At 59.7% G+C, this 20,961-nt stretch carries 20 protein-coding genes; 10 read left to right on the plus strand and 10 right to left on the minus strand.

Annotated features, from left to right (window positions below; genetic code table 11):
* Positions 1 to 236: 236 nt before the first annotated feature.
* Both HMPREF1257_RS10820 and HMPREF1257_RS10825 read right to left on the minus strand, forming a co-directional pair.
* Complete coding sequence (locus tag HMPREF1257_RS10820; protein ID WP_023025451.1) at positions 237 to 1,499, minus strand: ABC transporter substrate-binding protein; 1,263 nt, start codon at positions 1,497 to 1,499, stop codon at positions 237 to 239.
* A gap of 104 nt (positions 1,500 to 1,603) precedes the next feature.
* Positions 1,604 to 2,596, minus strand: a complete 993-nt coding sequence (locus HMPREF1257_RS10825; RefSeq protein ID WP_023025453.1) for an ABC transporter ATP-binding protein — start codon at positions 2,594 to 2,596, stop codon at positions 1,604 to 1,606.
* Positions 2,597 to 2,639: 43 nt separating this feature from the next.
* On the opposite strand from HMPREF1257_RS10825, the gene HMPREF1257_RS10830 reads away from it, so the two are divergent.
* Both HMPREF1257_RS10830 and HMPREF1257_RS10835 read left to right on the plus strand, forming a co-directional pair.
* Positions 2,640 to 3,509 carry a biotin--[acetyl-CoA-carboxylase] ligase gene (locus HMPREF1257_RS10830; RefSeq protein WP_023025455.1) on the plus strand — a complete coding sequence of 290 codons (870 nt, stop codon included), beginning with the start codon at positions 2,640 to 2,642 and terminating at the stop codon, positions 3,507 to 3,509.
* A gap of 87 nt (positions 3,510 to 3,596) precedes the next feature.
* A complete protein-coding gene (locus tag HMPREF1257_RS10835) occupies positions 3,597 to 4,037 on the plus strand; it encodes a membrane protein (RefSeq protein ID WP_034659633.1) in 441 nt (146 codons plus the stop codon).
* Here the strand turns inward: HMPREF1257_RS10835 and budA are convergent.
* Positions 4,015 to 4,746, minus strand: a complete 732-nt coding sequence (gene budA, locus HMPREF1257_RS10840) for an acetolactate decarboxylase (RefSeq protein ID WP_023025459.1) — start codon at positions 4,744 to 4,746, stop codon at positions 4,015 to 4,017. The genes HMPREF1257_RS10835 and budA overlap by 23 nt on opposite strands.
* On the opposite strand from budA, the gene HMPREF1257_RS10845 reads away from it, so the two are divergent.
* From HMPREF1257_RS10845 to HMPREF1257_RS10855, 3 genes are all read left to right on the plus strand, one after another.
* Positions 4,732 to 5,940, plus strand: coding sequence for a 5-(carboxyamino)imidazole ribonucleotide synthase (locus tag HMPREF1257_RS10845; RefSeq protein ID WP_051138417.1), 1,209 nt, complete (start codon positions 4,732 to 4,734; stop codon positions 5,938 to 5,940). The genes budA and HMPREF1257_RS10845 overlap by 15 nt on opposite strands.
* Positions 5,941 to 5,964: 24 nt before the next feature.
* The gene (gene purE, locus HMPREF1257_RS10850; protein ID WP_034659614.1) at positions 5,965 to 6,465 is read left to right on the plus strand and encodes a 5-(carboxyamino)imidazole ribonucleotide mutase; all 501 of its coding nucleotides are present in this window, start codon (positions 5,965 to 5,967) and stop codon (positions 6,463 to 6,465) included.
* A gap of 297 nt (positions 6,466 to 6,762) precedes the next feature.
* Entirely contained in the window at positions 6,763 to 7,626 is an 864-nt protein-coding gene (locus HMPREF1257_RS10855) for an endonuclease domain-containing protein (protein WP_023025465.1), read from the plus strand.
* Between the two features lie 18 nt (positions 7,627 to 7,644).
* Here HMPREF1257_RS10855 and HMPREF1257_RS10860 read toward each other — a convergent pair whose 3' ends face one another.
* Positions 7,645 to 8,553 (minus strand): ribokinase, encoded by a 909-nt coding sequence (locus tag HMPREF1257_RS10860; RefSeq protein WP_023025467.1) that lies wholly within the window; start codon positions 8,551 to 8,553, stop codon positions 7,645 to 7,647.
* Positions 8,554 to 8,564: 11 nt separating this feature from the next.
* Entirely contained in the window at positions 8,565 to 9,551 is a 987-nt protein-coding gene (locus HMPREF1257_RS10865; RefSeq protein ID WP_023025469.1) for a LacI family DNA-binding transcriptional regulator, read from the minus strand.
* A 115-nt stretch (positions 9,552 to 9,666) separates the two neighbouring features.
* Here HMPREF1257_RS10865 and HMPREF1257_RS10870 point away from each other — a divergent pair, with 115 nt between their 5' ends.
* The gene (locus tag HMPREF1257_RS10870; protein ID WP_023025471.1) at positions 9,667 to 10,128 is read left to right on the plus strand and encodes a YdcF family protein; all 462 of its coding nucleotides are present in this window, start codon (positions 9,667 to 9,669) and stop codon (positions 10,126 to 10,128) included.
* Between the two features lie 6 nt (positions 10,129 to 10,134).
* Here the strand turns inward: HMPREF1257_RS10870 and HMPREF1257_RS10875 are convergent, their stop codons facing one another.
* On the minus strand, positions 10,135 to 11,178 hold the full coding sequence (locus HMPREF1257_RS10875) for an RNase H family protein (protein WP_034659611.1): 1,044 nt from the start codon (positions 11,176 to 11,178) through the stop codon (positions 10,135 to 10,137).
* A gap of 910 nt (positions 11,179 to 12,088) precedes the next feature.
* On the opposite strand from HMPREF1257_RS10875, the gene HMPREF1257_RS10880 reads away from it, so the two are divergent.
* From HMPREF1257_RS10880 to HMPREF1257_RS10890, 3 genes are all read left to right on the plus strand, one after another.
* Complete coding sequence (locus HMPREF1257_RS10880; RefSeq protein ID WP_232208566.1) at positions 12,089 to 12,619, plus strand: endonuclease domain-containing protein; 531 nt, start codon at positions 12,089 to 12,091, stop codon at positions 12,617 to 12,619.
* A gap of 196 nt (positions 12,620 to 12,815) precedes the next feature.
* On the plus strand, positions 12,816 to 13,979 hold the full coding sequence (locus HMPREF1257_RS10885; protein ID WP_034659630.1) for an NRAMP family divalent metal transporter: 1,164 nt from the start codon (positions 12,816 to 12,818) through the stop codon (positions 13,977 to 13,979).
* Positions 13,970 to 14,749, plus strand: coding sequence for a putative hydro-lyase (locus HMPREF1257_RS10890; protein ID WP_023025479.1), 780 nt, complete (start codon positions 13,970 to 13,972; stop codon positions 14,747 to 14,749). Before HMPREF1257_RS10885 ends, HMPREF1257_RS10890 begins: the two co-directional genes overlap by 10 nt.
* A gap of 20 nt (positions 14,750 to 14,769) precedes the next feature.
* Here the strand turns inward: HMPREF1257_RS10890 and HMPREF1257_RS10895 are convergent, their stop codons facing one another.
* Complete coding sequence (locus HMPREF1257_RS10895; protein WP_023025481.1) at positions 14,770 to 15,387, minus strand: GntR family transcriptional regulator; 618 nt, start codon at positions 15,385 to 15,387, stop codon at positions 14,770 to 14,772.
* A 144-nt stretch (positions 15,388 to 15,531) separates the two neighbouring features.
* On the opposite strand from HMPREF1257_RS10895, the gene HMPREF1257_RS10900 reads away from it, so the two are divergent.
* Positions 15,532 to 16,665: an ATP-binding protein gene (locus HMPREF1257_RS10900; protein ID WP_023025483.1), complete on the plus strand. Its 1,134-nt coding sequence runs from the start codon at positions 15,532 to 15,534 to the stop codon at positions 16,663 to 16,665.
* 30 nt (positions 16,666 to 16,695) lie between these two features.
* Here HMPREF1257_RS10900 and HMPREF1257_RS10905 read toward each other — a convergent pair whose 3' ends face one another.
* From HMPREF1257_RS10905 to HMPREF1257_RS10915, 3 genes are read right to left on the minus strand one after another with little or no spacing between them, the layout of a single operon-like run.
* Positions 16,696 to 18,483, minus strand: a complete 1,788-nt coding sequence (locus HMPREF1257_RS10905; protein ID WP_023025485.1) for a biotin carboxylase N-terminal domain-containing protein — start codon at positions 18,481 to 18,483, stop codon at positions 16,696 to 16,698.
* The gene (locus HMPREF1257_RS10910; protein WP_023025487.1) at positions 18,473 to 20,062 is read right to left on the minus strand and encodes a 5-oxoprolinase/urea amidolyase family protein; all 1,590 of its coding nucleotides are present in this window, start codon (positions 20,060 to 20,062) and stop codon (positions 18,473 to 18,475) included. The genes HMPREF1257_RS10905 and HMPREF1257_RS10910 overlap by 11 nt, the downstream gene beginning before the upstream one ends.
* Positions 20,062 to 20,823: a LamB/YcsF family protein gene (locus HMPREF1257_RS10915; protein ID WP_023025489.1), complete on the minus strand. Its 762-nt coding sequence runs from the start codon at positions 20,821 to 20,823 to the stop codon at positions 20,062 to 20,064. Before HMPREF1257_RS10915 ends, HMPREF1257_RS10910 begins: the two co-directional genes overlap by 1 nt.
* Between the last annotated feature and the right edge of the window lie 138 nt (positions 20,824 to 20,961).

Consider the following 20,961-nt stretch of genomic DNA (forward strand, 5'->3'; position numbering starts at 1 on the left):
ATGATGAGTGCGTCTGTTGCGTCGGCGAAGTGGTGACCACGGGAGTTCGCCTTTCTGAGTTAAGATGATTTCTCGTGCGCTAGATTCTATCCCCAACTAGGGTGGGAAAACCACAAAGGGTGAGGCAGTGGCGTATGCGCCTTCCTCACCCAATTGTGTACTAGCGGTTCGCTATGTATTTCTCCGTTTTCAGCATGCTCCCTGCTCGTGGGATACGAGGTGCAGGGAGCGTTTCTTTAACCCTGCGAAGCAGAATCGATGGCCGCCTTCATATCGGAAGTGGCATCCTCGACAGACTTGCCATCGGTAAGCGCGGCATACGCGTTGTCCTGAATGGCCTTAGAGATGGCGGAGTAGAACGGCGATACCGGGCGCGGTGCGGCGTTTTCCAGGGATTCCTTCAGCGCTGGCAGGTAGGGGAATTCCTCCTGCAGCTGTGGGTCATCGTAGATGGAGGAAAGAACCGGCGGGAAGGACTGCTCAGCAAAGGACTTCTGGTTCTCCTCGTTGATGATGAAGTTCATGAAGTCCAGGGCGGTGCCCTTGTTCTTGGAATTGATGTTGATGCCGTTGTTGTAGCCGCCCAAGGTGGACACGCCAACGCCGTCCTTGCCCAGCGGTGCCTGGACCTCAACGTCGATGCCGGCATCTACGGCGTTGGTGTACATGTAGGGCCAGTTCACTGCGAAGGCGGTCTTGCCTTCGGTGAAGGCCATGTTGGTCTCTTCCTCGGTGGCGGCGGTGGAGTCCTTGGAGATGATTTCGTCTTCATACGCATCCACCATGGCCTGCAGGCCTTCCTGGGCTGCCTTGGAATCGACGGTGGCATTGCCGTCATCGTCAAGCACCGAGCCGCCCCAGCCCTCCATGAAGCCGGCGGTATTTAGAGCCAAGCCCTCGTACTGCTTGAGCTGGGTGGTCAGGCAATTCTTGCCGTCTTTCAGTTCCTTGCAGGCGGATTCGAGGTCGGCGAATTTCTCCGGGGTAGCGTCCGCGAGTTCAGTATTGCGGAAGAGGAGCTGGCCATTGGTGTTTTGCGGCAGCGCATACAGCACGTCGTTGTAGGTGGCCGATTCCACGGTGGCCGGCAAGAGCTCCGAGGTATCGGTCTCGAAGTCACCGTTGAGCGGCTGGAGCCACTGGTTGGCGGCGAATTCCGCGGTCCAGACTACGTCGAGAGCCATGACATCGTAGTCATTGTTGCCGGCCTGGAGGGATTGCACCAGGGTTTCGCGCTGGGCATCGGCCTCGCCCGCGAGCTCCTTGAGCGTGACCTTTTCATCCGGATTTTCTTCATTCCATTTATCGATGATGGGAGTGATCTTATCCGTGTCGTTCTTGCCCATGGCAAAGGTGATGGGGCCGTGTGAGTCAGCGCCGGAACCGGAACCGGATGCGGAGCCATCCGCGTTATCTGCACCATCGTCAGACGTGGAGCAGCCGGCCAACGCCAGTACTGCCGTGGTGGCGACTGTGGTGCGAATGAAGTACTTCTTCATGGGGAATTCACCTTTCAGAAAGCTTGGGTGTACCTTAAAAATAATTTACAAACACCGCGCGCAGAATAGATTTTGATTATTCACCTCTAAATGGGGGGGGTAATTTAGGAAGTGGAGATGCGTTGCCCAGTTTCTGGATCGAAGCGGTGTGCAGCGCTTTCATCAAAGGTCAATATAACCTCGTCACCGCGCTGCGGCGGGGTGCCTTCACAGCGGGCCACGAACCGTGCGCTACCCACCGTGGCGTAGACAAAGGATTCGGAACCCAATTCTTCAACTAGGTCTACCGTGCCGCGCAGGCCCTCTGCGCCCTCATTGAGGTGCATGTTTTCGGGCCGAACGCCCAGGCGCTCGCCGTTGTGGTCAAAGATATTCATCGCAGGCGAACCAATAAAACCGGCGACGAATTCGTTTGCTGGCTCCGCATAAAGCTCGCGCGGTGGGGCAACCTGCTGCAATTCGCCATCTTTCAGCACCGCTACCCGGTGCCCCAGCGTCATGGCCTCTACCTGATCGTGGGTGACGTAGACCGTGGTGGTCCCAAGCCGCTGCTGCAGGCTCGCAAGCTCCGTACGGGTTTGCACGCGCAGCTTCGCATCCAGGTTAGAGAGCGGCTCATCCATGAGGAAGGCCTTAGGGTTGCGCACAATGGCACGGCCCATGGCAACGCGCTGGCGCTGACCACCCGATAGGTCCTTGGGCTTGCGCTTGAGGAACTCGTTCAATCCCAGCATCTCCGCTGCATCCTGGACCTTTTGCTTGATTTCAGCCTTGGGGAGCTTGGCCAGCTTGAGCGAAAAGCCCATGTTTTCTTCCACAGAAAGGTGTGGGTAGAGCGCATAATTTTGAAAAACCATCGCAATATCGCGATCACCCGGTTCAAGGCCCGTGACGTCTGCATCATCGATTAAAATCCGGCCACTAGACGTTGGTTCAAGGCCGGCCAACGCGCGCAGCGTCGTGGACTTGCCGCAGCCAGAAGGGCCCACCAAAACGAGGAACTCGCCGTCCGCGATTTCTAGGTCCAATTCCTTCACGGTGGGCGCCGCCGCGCCGGGGTAAGTGATATTTACCTTTTCAAAAGTGACCTTTGCCATGCGCAACACACTAGCACCACCAGCGGACGGTATCTTGGAATCTATGACTGCACTTGATAAGCACCGCATCCGCACCGCCCTGGCAGAGGACTTCACCACCATCGATTTTGTGGATCAGACTGGTTCCACTAATACCGATTTGATGCAGGCCACCAATATCGCCGATGGCACCGTGCTGCTTGCCGATGAGCAGTTGTCCGGCAAAGGCCGCCTCGGCCGGGCGTGGACGGCGCCTGCCGGATCCCAGGTGATCTTTTCCGTGCTGCTCTTGCCCGATTCCCTCGATTACTTGGGTACGCTTCCGCTGGCAGCGGGCCTGGCCGTGACCGATTCCATCGAGGGCTCCGTGCTGAAGTGGCCGAATGACGTGCATATAGATGGCAATAAACTCTGCGGCATCCTTGCCGAGGCCGGTCCTGTGGGCCAAGCCTTCAAGTCCGCACCGAAGACCGAGGTCAATAAGACTGAGCTCAACAAAACAGAGCTGAACAAAGCCGAGGTCAACAAGACTGAAGTCAATAAGGCCGAGGTAAATAAGGCCGTCGGCGGGCAGGCGCCCTCCGCGCGCGTGGTCGTGGGTATGGGCATTAATGTCACGCTCACCCGCGAGGAATTGCCCATTGAAAAGGCGACCTCGTTGGCGCTTGAAGGACGCGATACCGATCGCACCGAGCTGGCCATTACCGTGCTGAAAAACCTGCGCCGCCGCATTACGCAGTGGGAGAACCAGGATCCGCAGCTGATGCAGGATTACCGGGCGGTGTGCTCATCCATTGACCAGGAGGTGCGGTTGGAGACCCCGACTGGCGATGTCATCGGCCGCGTCGAAGGCATCGGCGATGACGGACGCATTAACGTCGCGGGCGAGTACTACTCCGCCGGCGACGTGACGCATCTGCGCCCGGCACGATAGGCGCCGCACGATAGGCATCGCGCGGCAGGTGCTGCGGAGTCCGCGTGGACTGAGCAGCACGGCCTCGCACTGGTACTATCCATGGCTATGGGATTGATGAAGATGGGCCAAGGCGAGGTTAAGCGCGCGGACGTGTCCGCGCCGTTTCGCGCGCTCGTTTTCCCATTCTTGGAGCTCATCCTCATTACGGGCGTGCTGTGGATTGCCATCGGCTGGTGCGATGCCGAGGGGGTAGAACCAATACTGCGCAATGGCCTCGTAGTCTTGTGGGCCGGGCTGAGCACGTGGCGCTTTCTCATTCCGTTTTATAAGGCTCGCCGCAAGCGGTTCATCGTGACCAATCGCCGCGTCATCGTGCGGGAAGGCCGCCACATCGATTCAATTCCGCTGGAAGATATTCGCGGCGCCCGCAAGCGCCGCGGCGGTATCTCCATTGCGCTCAATGGCTGGGACAGGGCCATGTATTTTCCCACCGTAGCCAAGTCAAAGCAGGTGGCAGAGATTATTAATGATCGCCCTTGGTTTTAACCTCGGTGGAGTGCAATTGCTTATCAAGATCCTCCGGTGCGAGATTAGCGCTGCTGAATTCTTGGGTCAGCGGCAGGCGCAGTTCTAGATCGGAACCGGGGCAGAGCTCGATTTTCGCCTCATCCACGGTGTAATCCAGCACATGTCCGCCGGATTGCCGCGCGGCGTCGATAAAGTGCACGTGGCAGCCAGGCACCGAAATCCCGCGCTCGTACACGGGAGTGCGGAAGCCGCCGATGACGCCCTCGACATCGCTAAAGTGCAGCTCTTTATCGCCGCCGACCGCCTTCGTCATTGGGGGATAGGGTTTGGTTTGTTTGACCACGGTGCGCGTAGTGACCTCAGAAAACCTGCCCGTGATGCGGACGGCGTACATGTAGTTCGCGGAAGGTTCCACCTCATCGATGAAGGCGGAAAGTTCGTCGCGGCGCAGGCCCCGTGGGGCATCGACAAGAATGCGCGGCACAAAGTTGGTGGCCACGGCATAAGGAGTTTGCTGGTCCAGGTCCGCAACCCGCGCGGAGCCATCGCCGCGCAGCTGGTAGCAGGTCCCGTCCAAGATGATCATTTCACCATCGAGGCCGTTAAAAGTCCCGATGCCAAAATTGCCCTTTCCTAGCAGCTCAGAGATGGTCATCTCGCCGTCATAAATGCCATCAAGGAGGGCGCTCATGAGGGAGTTCTGGAAGATCGAATGACGGGTAAACATGGTATCCAAGCTAATATTGTGGGCGTGAGTGTCTCAAAACCTATTGTAACTGTCTGTGGCGATGGTCAGCTGGCGCGCATGATGCAACCTGCCGCCGCGGAACTCGATATTCATCTGCGGATTCTTGCTGGTAGTCCGGATTCTTCGACCGCGCAGGTCACCCCGGACATCGTGGTGGGCGATTACCACAAGTACGAGGATCTGCTCGCGGCAGCCCGCGGCTCGGATGCGGTTACCTTCGAGCATGAGCATGTGCCCAATGAGCATTCCGCCGCGCTTATCGATGCCTCCTTTAACATCCAGCCCCAGCCCAGCGCCCTGCGCTATGCCCAGGACAAGCTGGACATGCGGGAAAAGCTCTCCGCACTGGGGGCGCCCGTTCCGCGGTTTAGCGCAATCGAATCCGTTGCTGATGCCCGCGCTTTTTTCGATGCCGTAGACGGGCGCGTTTGTCTCAAGGCCCGCCGCGGTGGCTATGACGGCAAGGGCGTGTGGTTTCCTTCGGATGCCGATCTTGATGAGCTCGTCGCTGAGCTATTAGATGCCGGCACGCCGCTCATGGCCGAAGAGAAAGTGGATCTGACCCGCGAGCTATCCATCTTGGTAGCGCGCCGCCCATCCGGTGAAGCCAAGGTCTGGCCCATTACCCAGTCCCGCCAGGCCAACGGCATCTGTGCCGAGGCCATCGCGCCCGCGCCCGATCTCTCGCCTGAGCTGGCCGAACGTGCCTCTGCGCTGGGTCTTAGCATTGCCGAATCCCTCGGCGTGACCGGCGTGCTGGCCGTGGAGCTTTTCGCCTTCAATGGTGAGCGTGGCGAGGATATCTCCGTTAATGAATTGGCCATGCGCCCGCACAATACCGGCCACTGGACCCAGGATGGCTGCGTGACCTCGCAGTTCGAACAGCACCTGCGCGCCGTACTCGACCTGTCCTTGGGTGCGGTGGACGCCCTAGCCCCGGTGACCGTTATGGCAAATGTGCTCGGCGCGGACGAAGATCCCAAGATGCCGATGCCGCAGCGTGTGCGCGAGGTCATGGAACGCTACCCGCACGCCAAGATTCACCTGTACGGCAAGGAACACCGCGCTGGCCGCAAGATCGGCCACGTCAATGTCGCTGGTACATCACTCGATGAGACCCGCGATGCCGCCCGGCAGGCCGCGCACTTTCTGATGCACGCAACGTGGGCATAACTCTTAAAACCTAGAAAGGACATTATGGAACCGCAGGTAGGAATCATCATGGGCTCAGATTCGGATTGGCCCACCGTCAAACCCGCAGCGGAAGTCCTCGCGGACTTCGGCATCCCCATTGAGGTTGGCGTGGTCAGCGCCCACCGCACCCCGGAAAAGATGCTGGCCTACGCCAAGGCAGCGCACTCCTCCGGCCTTAAGGCCATCATCGCCTGCGCCGGTGGCGCCGCCCACCTGCCAGGCATGGTTGCAGCGGCCACGCCGCTGCCCGTTATCGGCATCCCGCGCGCGCTCAAGGACCTCGATGGCCTAGACTCCCTGCTTTCTATCGTGCAGATGCCTAGCGGTGTTCCCGTGGCTACCGTCTCCATCGGCGGCGCAAAGAACGCCGGCCTGCTGGCCGCCCGCATCCTGGGTGCCGGAGACCCCGCGCTGCAAAACAAGATGGTCGCCTACCAAGAAAAGATGGCAGAGGAAGTCGAGCAGAAGGATAAGAACCTCCGCTCGAAGCTGCTAGGGGAGTAGTCCCTAGTACCCTGTGTCCAAAACAACCGCGTTTCTCCAATTTTGGACCCGATTTTTATAAGAACGCGGTTGTTTTGGACATTTTGTATGATTGCGTAGGTTTCCTGGCTCCTAGGGCGTTCATCGGGCGGCGCTGCGTTCAAAACAACCGCGTTTCTTCATTTTTCGGCCTGATATTTAGAGGAACGCGGTCATTATGGACGCCTCAGGGCTGAGGTCGGTGGCACGTGGCCCTGCGAGTCCGTGCCGCCTCACTTACAATTCCACTCGGGGCGTAAGTGTTCCGAGGGGGAGTAGATGAAGGAACTTTTAGTATCGGGGTTGAATCAAAGGCAACTGAGGGCCGGTCTGGCCAGCGGCAAGATAATTAAAATTCGCCGTGGGCTGTATACGTGGCGGAAACCTACGCCATTCGAGCTCGCTTACATCGTGCATGAAAAATGGCCTGGAATAATGCTCGCGGGGAAATCTGCGGTTGAGCTCTATTCCAAGAAGGAACTGACCTTTCCGCTGCATTGTGCCTACGAGCACCCGCTGGCGAACTCTACTTGGTTAAAGGTGCAGCGTACGCGACAGACAACGACCTTTAGCCATGATGGCCTTCCTGTTCAGAATCCCCTTTTGGCTGCGGGAGAAGTAGACGAAGCAGAAGCGCTGGCGATGCTAGAAGCGCGCTATCAGACGCGACGTGGGAAACAAGCCCTAGAGAAGGAATGGGGCGCTATCTCTCGGGTACCGGCAAGGGTCAAAGAACTGGTCAAAAAGGCCGCCATCGGTGCCGATAGTGAAGCGGAGAGGAAGGTGACCCGCGCATTGCAGAAGCGCGGTAAAAAGGTGCAGGTTAACCATCAAATCGGTCCGTACCTGTGGGACATTGTGGTGGGGAAGGTGGCGGTAGAGATTGATGGTTACGACTACCACAAGGCTGAAGACCTAGGTACCTTCATTAAGGACCGATGGAAGGGAAATAACGCTGCACTGAAAGGCTATACGGTGTTGCGGTACTCGGGGAGCTGCGTGAAGCACCACTTAGTTGATGTAGTGCAGCAAATAATCGAAGCAGACGAGGACCGCACCAACTTCACGTCGCACGTTCACAAGCCCGTGTGGCAGTGGCATTGGATTCTTGCCGGATTTGAGTCCGAACCAATTTACGGCTAGATGCCGCCGAACACAGTTCTATTCTTGCGTGACTTCTGGCAATTGTGAAGAGGTCGTGGGATAAGACGGCTGGGCGCCGGCGCTGGTGGCGGCGAAGGCACCGACGCGGGCGGCGAAGGTGGCGGCATCGACAAGCGTGGCGCCTTCAAGGAGCTTGGTGCAAAAGGCTCCGGCAAAGGCGTCGCCTGCGCCGGTGGTATCGACTGCGGTGATCTGTGGGGTGGGGATGTCCGTGTTGGATTCGGGCGTTGCGACGTAGGCGCCTTCGGCCCCGAGGGTCAGCACCACCGATTTAAAGCCGGCGGAGACGAGGCGGTGGGCGAGCTCGCGCGGGGTGCCGGTGGAAGAAAGGCCCAGTTGTTCAAGGATGAGGCCAGCCTCGTGCTCGTTGGCCATGAGGGGATCGGCCTGCAGGAGGGCGTCGCGGTCCACCTCGATGACTGGGGCGAGGTTGACGACCACGCGTCCTTGGGCGGCATCGACGGCGGCTTTGAAACCGGAAGCGGGGATTTCGCCCTGGAGCAAGACGACGTCCGCATCGGCGATGGTGGATTGGCGGGCGGTGACGAAGGGGGCATCGACAAGAGCGTTTGCACCGGGGGAGATGACGATGGTGTTTTCCCCATCGGCGGAGACCGTGATGACCGCCAAGCCGGTAGTGGTATCGGACTGTTCCACCGCTCTGAGATCGATGCCGGAGCTGTGCATGTAGTGCATGGCGGGCTCGGCGTAGGGATCGGAGCCGACCGCGCCGACGAAAGCTACATTGGCGCCCAATTGCGCGGCGGCGACCGCTTGGTTTGCGCCCTTGCCGCCAGCGAGGATCTCGCCGCCAGAGCCCAGCAAGGTTTCGCCGGGGTGCGGGTGGCGTTCGGCGTGGACAATAAGGTCAGCATTAATCGATCCGACGACGGTGAGTTTGCTCATTGGAAATCCTCCTATGAATCGGATTCTACGGTGAATGCGGTGGACATGCGGGGGATATATCGCGTATCGGTTATCGATCCTTGAGGCGGGCGCTTATTTTTGATGGCCGCAATGAGCTCTGCGGTGGCTATCTTGCCCATATGATCGACGTTTTGGTCCACTACGGATATAGGTGCCGGTTGGAAGCGCAGGTAAATGAAGTCATCGAAACCGACGAGTGCGACTTCTTCTCCAATGGCCTTGCCTGAATTATGACAGGCTTCTAAGGCGCCCGCAGTCATCATCGAATCAGCGGCAATGATGGCCGTAACCCCTGCATTAAGTAGTTCGATCGCACCCTTGTATCCCTCTCGGTGCCGGAAGCTGCCGTGGTGAATGTGGATATCAAGGTCGCGAGTTGCTTGTGTAAAGACAGCGAGGCGCTGCCTGCCGGTAGAGGTTTCTTGGGGGCCGGAAAGATAGCCAATCGAGGTATGGCCTTTGTCCTTGAGCTGCGCAATTGCCTTATGCATTCCCGGTCCAGGATCAGAAATCACGGCGGGAAATTCCCCCAGAGTTCGGTCAATCAATAGCAACGGTCGATGGGAATAGGCCTGGCGGATGGCATCTTCTGCGCCATCGAGGGGAACAGTAATTATTCCATCGACCTGCCGCTGCGTGAGGGCATCGAGGGCCCGTTCCAAACGCGCAGGATCCTCGCCGCAGCTGGTAATCATGGTGGCGACACCGTGAGCATTAGCTTCTTGCTCAATTGCGGCGGCCATGGCTGCGAAATACGAGTTATCCAGGCTTGGTATGACGAGGCCGATGGCATTGGACCGTGCGTTGCGCAGCGCGCGTGCCTGGGCATTTGGACGATAATTGAGCTGTACGGCTGCCTGTTCTACGCGCGTGCGGGTGGCTGCGGAAATAGCTGGATTACCTGCCAGTGCGCGCGAGGCGGTGGAAATGGACACCCCAGCAGCGGCGGCTACGTTCTTGAGGGTGGTTGCGGCCATTTCGGCTCCTAGGGGGTAGAGCAGCTTCGACGGGTTGTGCAATCGATTGCACACTTGTGTTCCAATTTACGGTTCAGTACCTGTGCCTGTCAAGGATTCGCGCCGGTCTAAGCTAATGAGCATGGAAAATTCCCCGCGCGATCCGCTCCTTGTTTTAGGCTCCCGTGTTACCCACGGTCATCCGGGCGCCATGCTGCGGTCTCGTTTGGATAAGACGCTTGAACTCTATTCTGGGCAGACAGTCATCGTCTCTGGCCGCGGGGAAGCGGGCGCGATGGCCGAATACCTCATCAAACGAGGCGTTGATCCTAGGCATGTGCTTGTGGAACCGGCTGCTACCAGTACAAATGAAAACCTAGAAAACGCGCACAGCCTTGCACCAGATGCCGTATTGCAGGTGGTTACCAACGATTTCCATGCCCTGCGCACCACTTTGTGGGCCTGGCATTTGGGCATTGCAATTAACGTTCACCCCGCGCGCACGCCGTGGCTGTCGATGCCGCGCAATTACCTGCGCGAGGTCGCGGCGACCCCGCATTCCGCAGTGCGAATTCTGTGGCGGCGACTGCGGAGGTAACCGAGGCTATAGCGCCTTGAGTGCCTTACTGATCCCGCTTTGCAAGGTAGGCCGCGATTGCTTCATGGGGTGGGCAATAGCGCGCAGCCCCATATACGCAATCTGATCGGCGGCGCGATTGAGTGGATCCCCGGCATGGCCGAGCACACGGCGGATATCCACCTCGCAGGTGCCTTCTAGGTCGCCCCAGGCCTGTTGGAATCGGGACCGCGCACCAGACGATACGCCACGCCACCTGCGTCCCGGCCGTGCCGCCTTCGAGCCTTTCTTGTGCACAATGTGGTCGACCGCATCCAATGCCGCAACGGAGTCGGATTCGATGACGGCCTTCGTCGCACCTACCTTGAGCAGGTACTTTAAGGCTAGCGTAAGCGCTTCTAGCTCCAGTTCGTCTGTGCTAGCTTTCGTCTCGCGGGTGCGCAGGCGGTAGTCACCGTTTCCCGCCACGAAACACATCGAGCCCTTGAATACGGTATCGGAGGAGGCATCGGTAGCGATGCGCACCACCGCGCCCGCCGGCCACGACGTTGTGTGCGAGAAGTTCGGCCACCATTTAGCCTCTGGCGTTTCGACCTTGTTGGCTTCCTTCTGTTTTGGGGCCTCGCCCAGCTTGCGCGCCTTTCGTGCGGTCAGGCCAGCTTGTTTGCGGCGTGCGGAGCTCGCGCTTGCCGATGCCCGATTCTCCCCCGCAAAGCTCCCCGTCACCGTATAGCCGCGCTTCTCGAGTGCCGCTCGCAGCGCATTTTGCCTGCGACCAGTGACAATCCAAGTGCTCCCATCGATCCCGCGCAGGGCGCGCTGTAGCTCGCTTACTGCAACTTTGACGATATCGCCCTTTTTAATCTGGCCTTTGCGCACGAAGCGTGCCTGCGGGGTGTTGACCGCGATGACCCAGCCCTCGATGGTTCCGTCCTGCGCTGAATCCCAGCGTTCGTCCCACAGGGCGATTGCCACATGGACCGGAGCAGACACCATGTTCTTGGTGATTTTGCGGGTGCCGTAGGTGCGCGATTGCGTACCGGTGAGTGCAGAGAGTTCGAGGGGTTCCATTGGTTCTAGTAAATCACGCCCCATTCCAGCGGTGAACTGCACGCGCCTGTAGTGGACTCGATTCGTGACTGTTCGCGATAGTTCTAGGACTCGTTGCGGCCAGTCTCGCAACAGTGCCACAAAAGAGCTGTGCAACGGATTGTTCAGGAAGCTGCGCAAAGGCCCCTTCAGGAAGCTCCGAAATGGGCTGTGCAAAGGCCCCTTCAGGTTGCTCCGCAACCGGTTGCTCAAAGGCCTCTTTAGGTTGCTCCGCAAAAGTGCAGGGTCCCATGCAACATTTGAAGAAGATTTGCGATATTTGAGGCGCTAGTTTGCTCAGTTATTGCAGTGGAGGATGACCATAGGAGGCTGACCATAGGAGGCTGACCCTCCAACCCCTGACTGAAAGCGGCCGACTACCTAGCCTTCCGCAACAGATGCTGGCCGTCCGCTCCGTGGACCGTCACCCGTTCGGTGCAGATTGCCGGCGGAGAGCTCAGAATGTGACCATTTGGAGCATCACGCCCGGCAGTTTCTCTAGGAAGCCGCGAAGATAAAGAGCATGTTAAATCATGAGTTAATTAATCTTCGTTACGCAGGTTCAACTAGTCCTTACTATCCCGCGCTGTACACGGGCGAATTAAAGCGAGTCGCTCCATGGATTGCAGTGAAAACAACGACGTGGGAAAGCTGGCCATGGCATAAGCAACAGCTTGCCCTTACTTTAGCGGCCGGCCTAAGTGCGCACCGAGCGTCATTGGTGGCTAAGTCGGCTGCGCGTATTTGGGGAATTTGGGTAATTCCGCGGAGAAATGAGGTCGTCGAACTCGCTTCACCTTCAGGAAGTATCCCACCGAAAACGCACTGGCCGCGAAAGTACTACCGAATGTCACGTATAGGGGAGACATCGGTGGAAAGGTCTGGGGTTCGGATGACGAATCCGGCGCGGACGTGCTTGGATATCGCCAGGCTACATGGGTTTGCGGAGGGGCTTGTTGCGGTCGATTCCGCATTGCGTGCGGGCCTAGTTTCGGTAGAAGAACTAAAGGAAACCCGGGCAGTAATGGCTCGGATGAAGGGGCCTCTCCCCATGAAAATGGTGGTGGAGCATGCGTATGCCGGTTCTGAATCACCGTACGAGTCGCTGTTGCGGGCGTTAATTATTGAAAAGATTCCCTCGGCCACTGTGTACCCACAATTTCGCGTATTGGGAAAGTACCGGGCTGACTTATGCATCGATGGGTGGCTCATTATTGAGGTCGACGGGGATACCAAGTACGACGGTACTTATGGGAAAGCGCCGGAAACAGTGGTCAAGGAACAGATGCGCCGGCAACGAGAAATCGAAAACCAGCGATTTACGGTATTGAGGTTTGGGCCAAAAGAGCTGGTTAATGACCCGAATAGGGTCGTAGAGACAATAGTTGAATACCTGGGGCGAAAGACGGGAAAAGTAGCGTAGATCACCCCCGTGGTACCCCTAGCTATAGATGTTGTTGAACAACCTCCGTAATAGCAATTATGATGATGCGAATCACAATTAAGAGAGACCGGCGTCACGAAAGGTGAGACTAGTGAGTGCTGAAAAACAGGCTTCCGCCCCGTCACCGGCGGGGGCGGAGGCGGATGCGAAAACCCCGCCCAAGGGCATTGGCGCCATGGCGGGAGCCATGTTCCTCATGGCTACCTCGGCCATTGGCCCGGGCTTTTTGACCCAGACTTCGGTCTTTACCGTCCAGATGGGCGCTTCTTTTGCCTTCGCTATCGCGCTGTCCATCTTGGTGGACATTGCCATCCAGCTCAATGTGTGGCGCGTGCTCTGCGTGACGGGAATGCGCGCCAATACCTTGGGCAATACCGTCCTGCCCGGTCTAGGTTGGGTGCTCGCCGGCTTCGTCTTTTTCGGCGGGGCGATTTTTAATATCGGTAATATCGCCGGCGCAGGCTTGGGCTTGAACGCGATGCTGGGCATCGATGCGCGCATCGGCGGCGTCATTGCGGCGGCGATTGCGGTGTTTATCTTCCTCTCCCGCCGCGCTGGAATGGCGCTGGACCGCCTCGTGGCCGCCCTGGGCGCGGTGATGATCCTGCTCATGTTGTACGTGGCCATCGTCAGCCAGCCGCCGGTAGGGGAGGCGCTTAAGAATACCGTCGCGCCGGGGGAAATCGATTTCTTCGTCATTACCACCATCATCGGCGGCACCGTCGGTGGCTATATCACTTTTGCCGGCGCGCACCGGTTGATCGATGCGGGCTTATCTGGCGTTGAAAACGTCAAGAACATTACGCGGACTTCCGTCAGCGGCATCATCGTTACCGGCATTATGCGCATGCTGCTCTTCTTGGCGGTGTTGGGCGTGGTGGCCACGGGCGTCACGCTAAAGGAAAATAATACTGCCGCCGATGCCTTCTATCATGCAGCTGGTGAATTCGGCCTCCGCGCATTCGGTATGGTGCTGTTTGCCGCAGGCCTATCTTCCGTCATCGGTGCCGCTTATACCTCGGTGTCCTTCGTGACCACCCAGGAAACCCCGGCCCGGACCCGCAATATCTTCACCGTTATCTTCATTACGGTTTGTACGATCATTTTTGTACTAATCAACTCCGCACCGCAAAAGCTCTTGATCTTCGCCGGTGCGATTAACGGGCTCATCCTTCCCATCGGCTTCGCGCTGGTGATGTGGGTGGCCTGGCGCCGCAAGGACCTGCTGCAGGGCTATGAGTACCCAAAGTGGCTGCTTATCCTTGGCAGCCTGGCCTGGTTGCTGACCATTTTCATCGGGCTTCGAGCAGTTTCAGGAATTACAGCGATATGGGCATAATGCAGACGCCAGAAGAGGTACGCGAGTTTGCGCGCACCCACGAGATGACCACCACCGCCGGGCACGCGCAGGGCTACATGCAGGCCAACCTGCTCTCGCTGCCCAGCGAATACGCCTTCGACTTCCTCCTTTTTGCCCAGCGCAACCCCAAGCCGTGCCCCATCGTCGGCGTGCTTGAGGCGGGCCAGTACACCTCGGATCTGCTACCTGGCGGCGATATCCGCACCGATATCCCGGCCTATCGCATCTTTGAGCATGGTGAGCACACGGCCACGCTTGCCGATGCCACCTCCCATTACACCCCCGACATGGTCAGCTTCCTTATCGGCTGTTCGTTTACCTTTGAAACGGCGTTGGTGGATGCGGGCATCGAGATCGCGCATATTAAACAGCAACGCAATGTGCCGATGTACCGGACGAATATTCCTACTACTCCTGCGGGCGTATTTTCCGGACCGATGGTGGTATCGATGCGCCCGATTCCGGCATCGCAGGTCTCCGATGCGGTGCGCATTACCTCCCGCTATCCGTCCGTGCATGGCGCGCCGGTGCACGTGGGGGATCCGGCGGCCATCGGTATCGCGGATTTAGCGCACCCAGACTTTGGTGATGCGGTGGACATTCCAGAAGGTTGCCTGCCCGTCTTTTGGGCGTGTGGGGTTACTCCGCAGGCCATCGTGATGGAATCAAAGCCAGAGCTGGCCATTTCCCATGCGCCGGGCAAGATGCTGGTGACCAATGCCCGCGATGCGGAGTACCTCATCCCATAGGCATATACCCCGCCGCTTAATTAGTCCGTGAAGGACAAGATGGTATCGCAAGTTTCTAAGAGGCTATCGCGCAAGTGCGTGGTGGCCTCTTCCCGTTTTCCATCCGCGATGAGCGTGGCCACATCAACGTTGCCTTGAATGTGCTCGGCGTGCAGCTGCGGGTAGCGCGGGATGACCAATAAAAAGGTAAGCCGCATGCGCGCGAGCAGGTTGCTCATCTGCTCATCCAAGGTAGCGGAACCTAGCCCTGCTACCAGTGCTTGGTGGAAGCGCTGGTTGATGGAGGAGACTTCCTGAGGCTTATTGCGCTTCGCGCACTCGAAGGCGGAGGAGGCGAGGGAGATGAGCGAGGGGGCATCGGCAAACGCGCCCCACCGCGCGGCGGACGGCTCGATGGCGGCGCGGGCGGCGAATAAATCGCGGATATAGGCGGAATCTGGGGTGGCGATGAAGACGCCGCGGTGAGGGATGCGCTCGACCAGGCGCTCGGCGGCGAGCGTGGTAAACGCCTCGCGGAGGGTATTGCGGGAGCAACCGAATTGCTCAGCCACCTTTACCTCACTGAGTTGCTCGCCGGGCTGAAAATTGCCGGCCGACATCTCTTGGCGCAAAGCGGTGGCGACGGACTGGGAAAGCATGTCCCTCACCTTACTGAATGGGTGAGGCGTCAACGGCCATTCCGTATGACTTAAAGATCTAAAAGTTCTAAAGAGGCGGCGAAGTTCTAAAGGATCTAAACTTAAACCATAGTTCTAAAGGATCTAAATGGAAGGTCTGTCAGAGTGATTCCGGATAAGAATCCTTTTCGCCCCAGTTTCGGCGCGTCGCCGGTGCAGTTGGCCGGGCGCGAATTTGAAATCAGCTCGTTTAACTATGGGCTGGTGGGCGGTGTGGGCAGCATGCAGCGCGCCTTGCTAGTCAGCGGTACGCGCGGGGTGGGAAAAACGGTACTTCTCAATGAGTTTGAAGAATCCGCGCGCCGCCTTGGGTGGGTAGTTATCCGCGCCTATGCGGATGCCCAGATGGTGACGCAGTTGCGCGATTCCACGATTCCGGAAGCCATCGAGGAGCTGGACTATACGGAGACTCCTGGCCGCAAGATCACGGGATTCTCGGTGGCGGGCGTGGGATCTGTGACGACGCAATTGCCCCACAACCAGGCCCAGCCCAGCCTGGTCTCGCGGCTGCGCAGCCTCCTGAAGTCCGCGCGTGCCCATGATGCGGGCGTCTTGTTGACGGTTGATGAGGTGCAAGCGGCCAGCGTGGATGAGCTTGCACAGCTCGCAACCGCCATCCAGGATCTCATTCGCGACGAATACGATATCGCCTTCGCCGCCGCGGGATTGACGTTTGGGGTAGAAGAGCTATTGGAGCATGAGGGCACCACCTTTTTGCGTCGCGCTCAAAGGCTGGATTTGGGGCTGCTTGATGATGCCACCGTGGCCGATACCCTGCGCAGCACCGCTACCGCGGCTGGTCGCGGTTTTAGCGAGCGCGCTTTAAAAGACGCGACCGCATTGGTGCAGGGGTATCCGTACTTATTGCAGCTGGTCGGCGCTTTGGCGTGGACCCGTGCGGTACTCGATGGGGCGGATGCCATCGAGGAGCGTCACGTGTCCTCCATTGCGCGCGAGATTCCAGCGCATATGGGCAACCAGGTGCACAGGATTGCGTTGAAGAATGTTCCTGACGCCCAGCGCGCTTTTCTCAACGCCATGGCGGAGCTGGAAACCGAACACGGGGCTGATATTCCCACCGGTGCCATCGCGGCGCACCTGGGCAAGACTCCCAATGCCATTTCCATGGCCCGCAAGCTGCTATTAGAGCGCGATCTCATCGCTAGCCGCCGCTATGGAACCGTGCGTTTCCTCTTGCCCTACCTTGGCGAGTATTTGCGCGGCCAGGCGCCCAGGTAGGTGCGCGGGCCAACCGGCAGGCAGCACGCGCTAGTCGATGGTCGCAATCACCGTCGCGGAATCCAGGCGGTCGCCCTCTTCAGCAAGGATCTTGATGGTGCCGCCGCGCGGGGCCTTGATGGCAGATTCCATCTTCATGGCCTCGACCGTGGCGATGGAATCGCCCTCGGAGACGCTATCGCCATCGGATACATTCCAGGTCACGAGGTTGGCCTCGAAGGGGGAGGTGACCGCGTTATCGTCGGTAGATTGCGCCCCGGCCGTCGAGGGGGCGGTGGCATCAGAATCACCCGCGGCGCCCGCGCCAGCGCCGGCACCAGCACCAGCGAGGAAATCCATGGGCACGCCGATATTGACGAGCTTGCCGTCGATTTCTACCGCGACCGTCCGGCGCTTGGTGTAGATTGCTTCGACCTTGTCTACCTGGTTGGCGGCAGAGGGCCGGTAATTGTGGTCGAGCCAGTCGGTGAACACGCCGATGTCGCTGGCACCGGCATCGGCCTCAGCGGAAGACGCGGTGCCAATAAGTGCTGGCTCGTCCATCATGTCGCGGTGGAAGGGCAGCACGGTGCGCACGCCGGAGACGTCGAACTCGCGCAGCGCTTGGCGCGAGCGGGCGAGGGCTACCTCGCGCGTGGGTCCCCAGACGATGAGCTTGGCGATGAGCGAGTCATAGTACGGCGGGATAATGGATCCCGAGCGGACAGCCGAATCGACGCGGATGCCGGGGCCAGTGGGTGGCTCGAATGAGACGATGGTGCCGGGGCAGGGGGCAAAGCCGTTGAGGATGTCCTCGGCATTGATGCGGAACTCGAAGGCGTGGCCGGTGGAGGCTGGATCCTCAGAGATGGACAGGGGCTCGCCCGCGGCGATGCGGAATTGCTCGGCGATGATATCGGTGCCGGTAACCACCTCGGTCACGGGGTGTTCGACCTGGACGCGGGTATTGACCTCCAAGAAGGAGATTGTTCCATCCTCGGAAACGATGTACTCCACGGTGCCGGCTCCGGTATAGCCCACGTGGGAGCAGATGGAGCGGGCGCCTTCGATGATGCCGGTGCGCTGGGCATCGGAAAGCGCGGGCGCCGGGGCCTCCTCGATGAGCTTTTGGAAGCGGCGCTGGGTGGAGCAATCGCGGGTGCCCAGCACGCGGACGTTGCCGTGGGTATCCGCCAGGACCTGCGCCTCCACGTGGCGCGGGTGCGTCAGGAACTTCTCCACGTAGCACTCGGCGCGGCCGAAGGCCTCCATGGCCTCGCGCCCGGCGGAGTTGAACGCGCCCTCGATCTCATCCATGGAATCCACGACCTTAAGGCCGCGCCCGCCGCCGCCATAAGCGGCCTTGATGGCAATCGGCAGGCCATGCTCCTCGGCAAAGGCGCGGGCCTCCTGCCAATCATCGATGGGATCTGAGGTGCCCGGAGCCAGGGGCGCGCCGACCTCTTCGGCAACGCGGCGGGCGGCAATCTTATCGCCCAACAGCTCGATGGACTCCGGGGAGGGGCCGATCCACACCATGCCGGCATCGGTGACGGTGCGGGCGAAGTCGGCGTTTTCGGAGAGGAAACCGTAGCCCGGGTGGATGGCATCGGCGCCAGCGCGCACGGCGATATCCAGCAGCGCCGGGATATTCATGTAAGTATCGGCGGCGGTATTGCCGGGCAGAGCATAGGCTTCATCGGCAACCTGGGTGTGCAGGGCACCGGCATCGGCCTCGGAATAAATGGCGATGGACTTAATGCCCAAGTCGCGGGCTACGCGGGCGATGCGCACGGCGATTTCGCCGCGGTTAGCAATGAGGACGGTTTTAATCTGCATTTTCTACTCCAGTATTTAAAGCTTGAGGTGTCACGAGGCGAAAGGTCACGCGCGCGCCGGGCGGGAGCTGCGCGGCGATGTCGATATCTTCTTCCAGCACGGTGGCGATGACGGGATAGCCGCCGGTGACGGCGTGGTCGCGCAGGAAGACCACCGGCTTGCCATTCGGCGGGATCTGGATGGAACCGGCCACCATTCCCTCGGAGGGCAGCTCGCCATCCTTGACGCGCTGCACGGTGACATCCCCGTCTTTCGTCCCCGAAAGCCTGAGGCCAACGCGGTTGGAATCAGAGGAGACGACCCATTCGGTATCCAGGAAGGTAGAGATATTATCGCCAAACCAGTCATCGCGCGGGCCCAGCACGCAGCGCAGCGTCGCGCGCGTTTTTCCGGCGGAGTCAGCGGATACGCGCAGGGGGTTGACCAATTGTGCATCCGTCATGCCGGTCGAGCGCGGCAGCACGCCGATGACATCGCCGGTGGTGACGGGGTCGGGGCCGAGGCCGGAGAGGACGTCGGTGGCAGAGGAGCCGAGCTCGGATTCGGCAATGATGCCGCCGCGAATGGCCACGTAGTTGCGCATTCCCACTGTTGCGGCACCGACCGTCACGGTCTGGCCAGCGGTTACGAGCACCGGGCGGGCGAGGTGCACGGGCATCTCACCCAGGCGGACGCGGGCAGTGGCGCCGGTAACGCAGATGACGGTATCGGTCAGCGCGCGCAGCTTAATGCCGCCGATATTTTCTAGCACCGTCGCACCCCGCGGATTGCCCACGGCAACGTTCGCGGTTGCCGCGGCGGCGTGGTCGGCGGCACCGGAGGGCGTTACGCCCAAGTCACCCACGCCGGGGCGGCCAAGGTCTTGATAAAGCGTGAGCAGGCCGGCATCGAGGACCTCCATGCGGGGCAGGCGGGCCGGCGAGCGCTTGGATTCCGCGCTGCGATCCACCAAGTCCGGCAGCTCGTCCACGGCGCGGTAGCGCACGCGGTCACCGGGCTGCACCAGCGCGGGCGGGTTAGCGTGTGAATCCCACATCGGGGTATTGGTGGTGCCGAGCAACTGCCAGCCACCTGGCGAAACGCGCGGGTAGACCGCGGAGAACTCGCCCGCGATGCCCACGGCGCCAGCCGGAACGGCCGTACGCGGATCGGAGCGGCGTGGCACGACCTTGGCCTGGGCCGGATCAGAAGGCGCGCAGTAAGTAAAGCCGGGGGCAAAACCACCAAATGCGGCGGTCCATTCGGTAGAGGTATGCCAGTCAATCAAGGCCTCGCGCGACATGCCGAGGAGATCGGCGGCGGCGTCGACATCGTCGCCATCGTAAAGCACATCGATGTCGACCGTGCGCGCTTCCTTAGCAGTAGCAGCGGCAGGGGAGAAGCCCGTCAGGAACTCTGCGGCCGCGCGGGCGGAATTCGGCGCCTCAAAGGTAATGAGCAATGTGGTGGCGGCGGCAATGCAATCCACTTGGTTCTTGAGCGGTTTAGCGGACAGCGCCGCATGCCACGCCATGACCTGCTCGAGCCCGTCTAAAGCAATGAGCAGGGCGCGGGTGCCAACGAAGTGAATATGCGGCATTAGATAAAGCTCCGAATGTCGATTCCTTCCGCGCTGAGGCAATCGACCACACCGCGCAGCAATTTCACGGAGCCCGGTGAATCACCGTGGGTGCACACGGATTGGGCATCGACATCGAGCGTGGTGCCGTCGATGGCGGTAATGGATCCGGTTTGGGCGACTTCTAGCACGCGCTTGACGACATCCCCTTCATCCCCCAATACCGCATTGTCCTGCTTGCGGGAGACCAGCGTGCCATCGGGGTTGTAATTGCGGTCCGCAAATGCCTCGCGGATGACGGTGAGGCCTTGCGATTCTGCAATATCGACTGCGCGGCCGCCTGGCAGCAGCATTACGGGGAGATCGCCAAAGGCCTTAATGCCCGCAATGACGCCCTTGGCCTGTGCCTCGTCCTTGACGATGGTGTTGTACATCGCGCCGTGCGGCTTCACGTAGGACACACGCGTGCCATTGGCGCGCGCCAGCGCATCGAGCGCACCAATTTGGTAAGTGACCTCGTCCGCAAGCTCCGCCGCGTTGTAGTCGATAAAGCGGCGGCCGAAGCCTGCTGGATCGTTATAGCCCACGTGCGCACCGACCGTTACTCCCGCACGCGCCGCGGCCTTAAGGGTCTGGGCAATGGAGTGCGGGTCACCGGCGTGGAAGCCGGTGGCGACATTGGCGGAAGAGACCATCTCCAGCATCGCGGCATCATCGGCTACTGGGTTGCCAGCGGTGGTTTCACCCAAGTCCGCGTTGAGATCAATGTGGAGCGAAGCCATTCAACACCATCCTTAATTGTTGAACAATGAGTGTGGTTCCAAGTGTAACCCGTGCCACTGCCATTTGTGAAGGCGGTTACTTTTTGGGCGGAGTGGTGTCGGTGGAACAGCTCCTCTCAGGGGCGGCCGAGGGCAGGG

The sequence above is a fragment of the Corynebacterium sp. KPL1814 genome, assembly GCF_000478175.1.
Lineage (GTDB): Bacteria > Actinomycetota > Actinomycetes > Mycobacteriales > Mycobacteriaceae > Corynebacterium.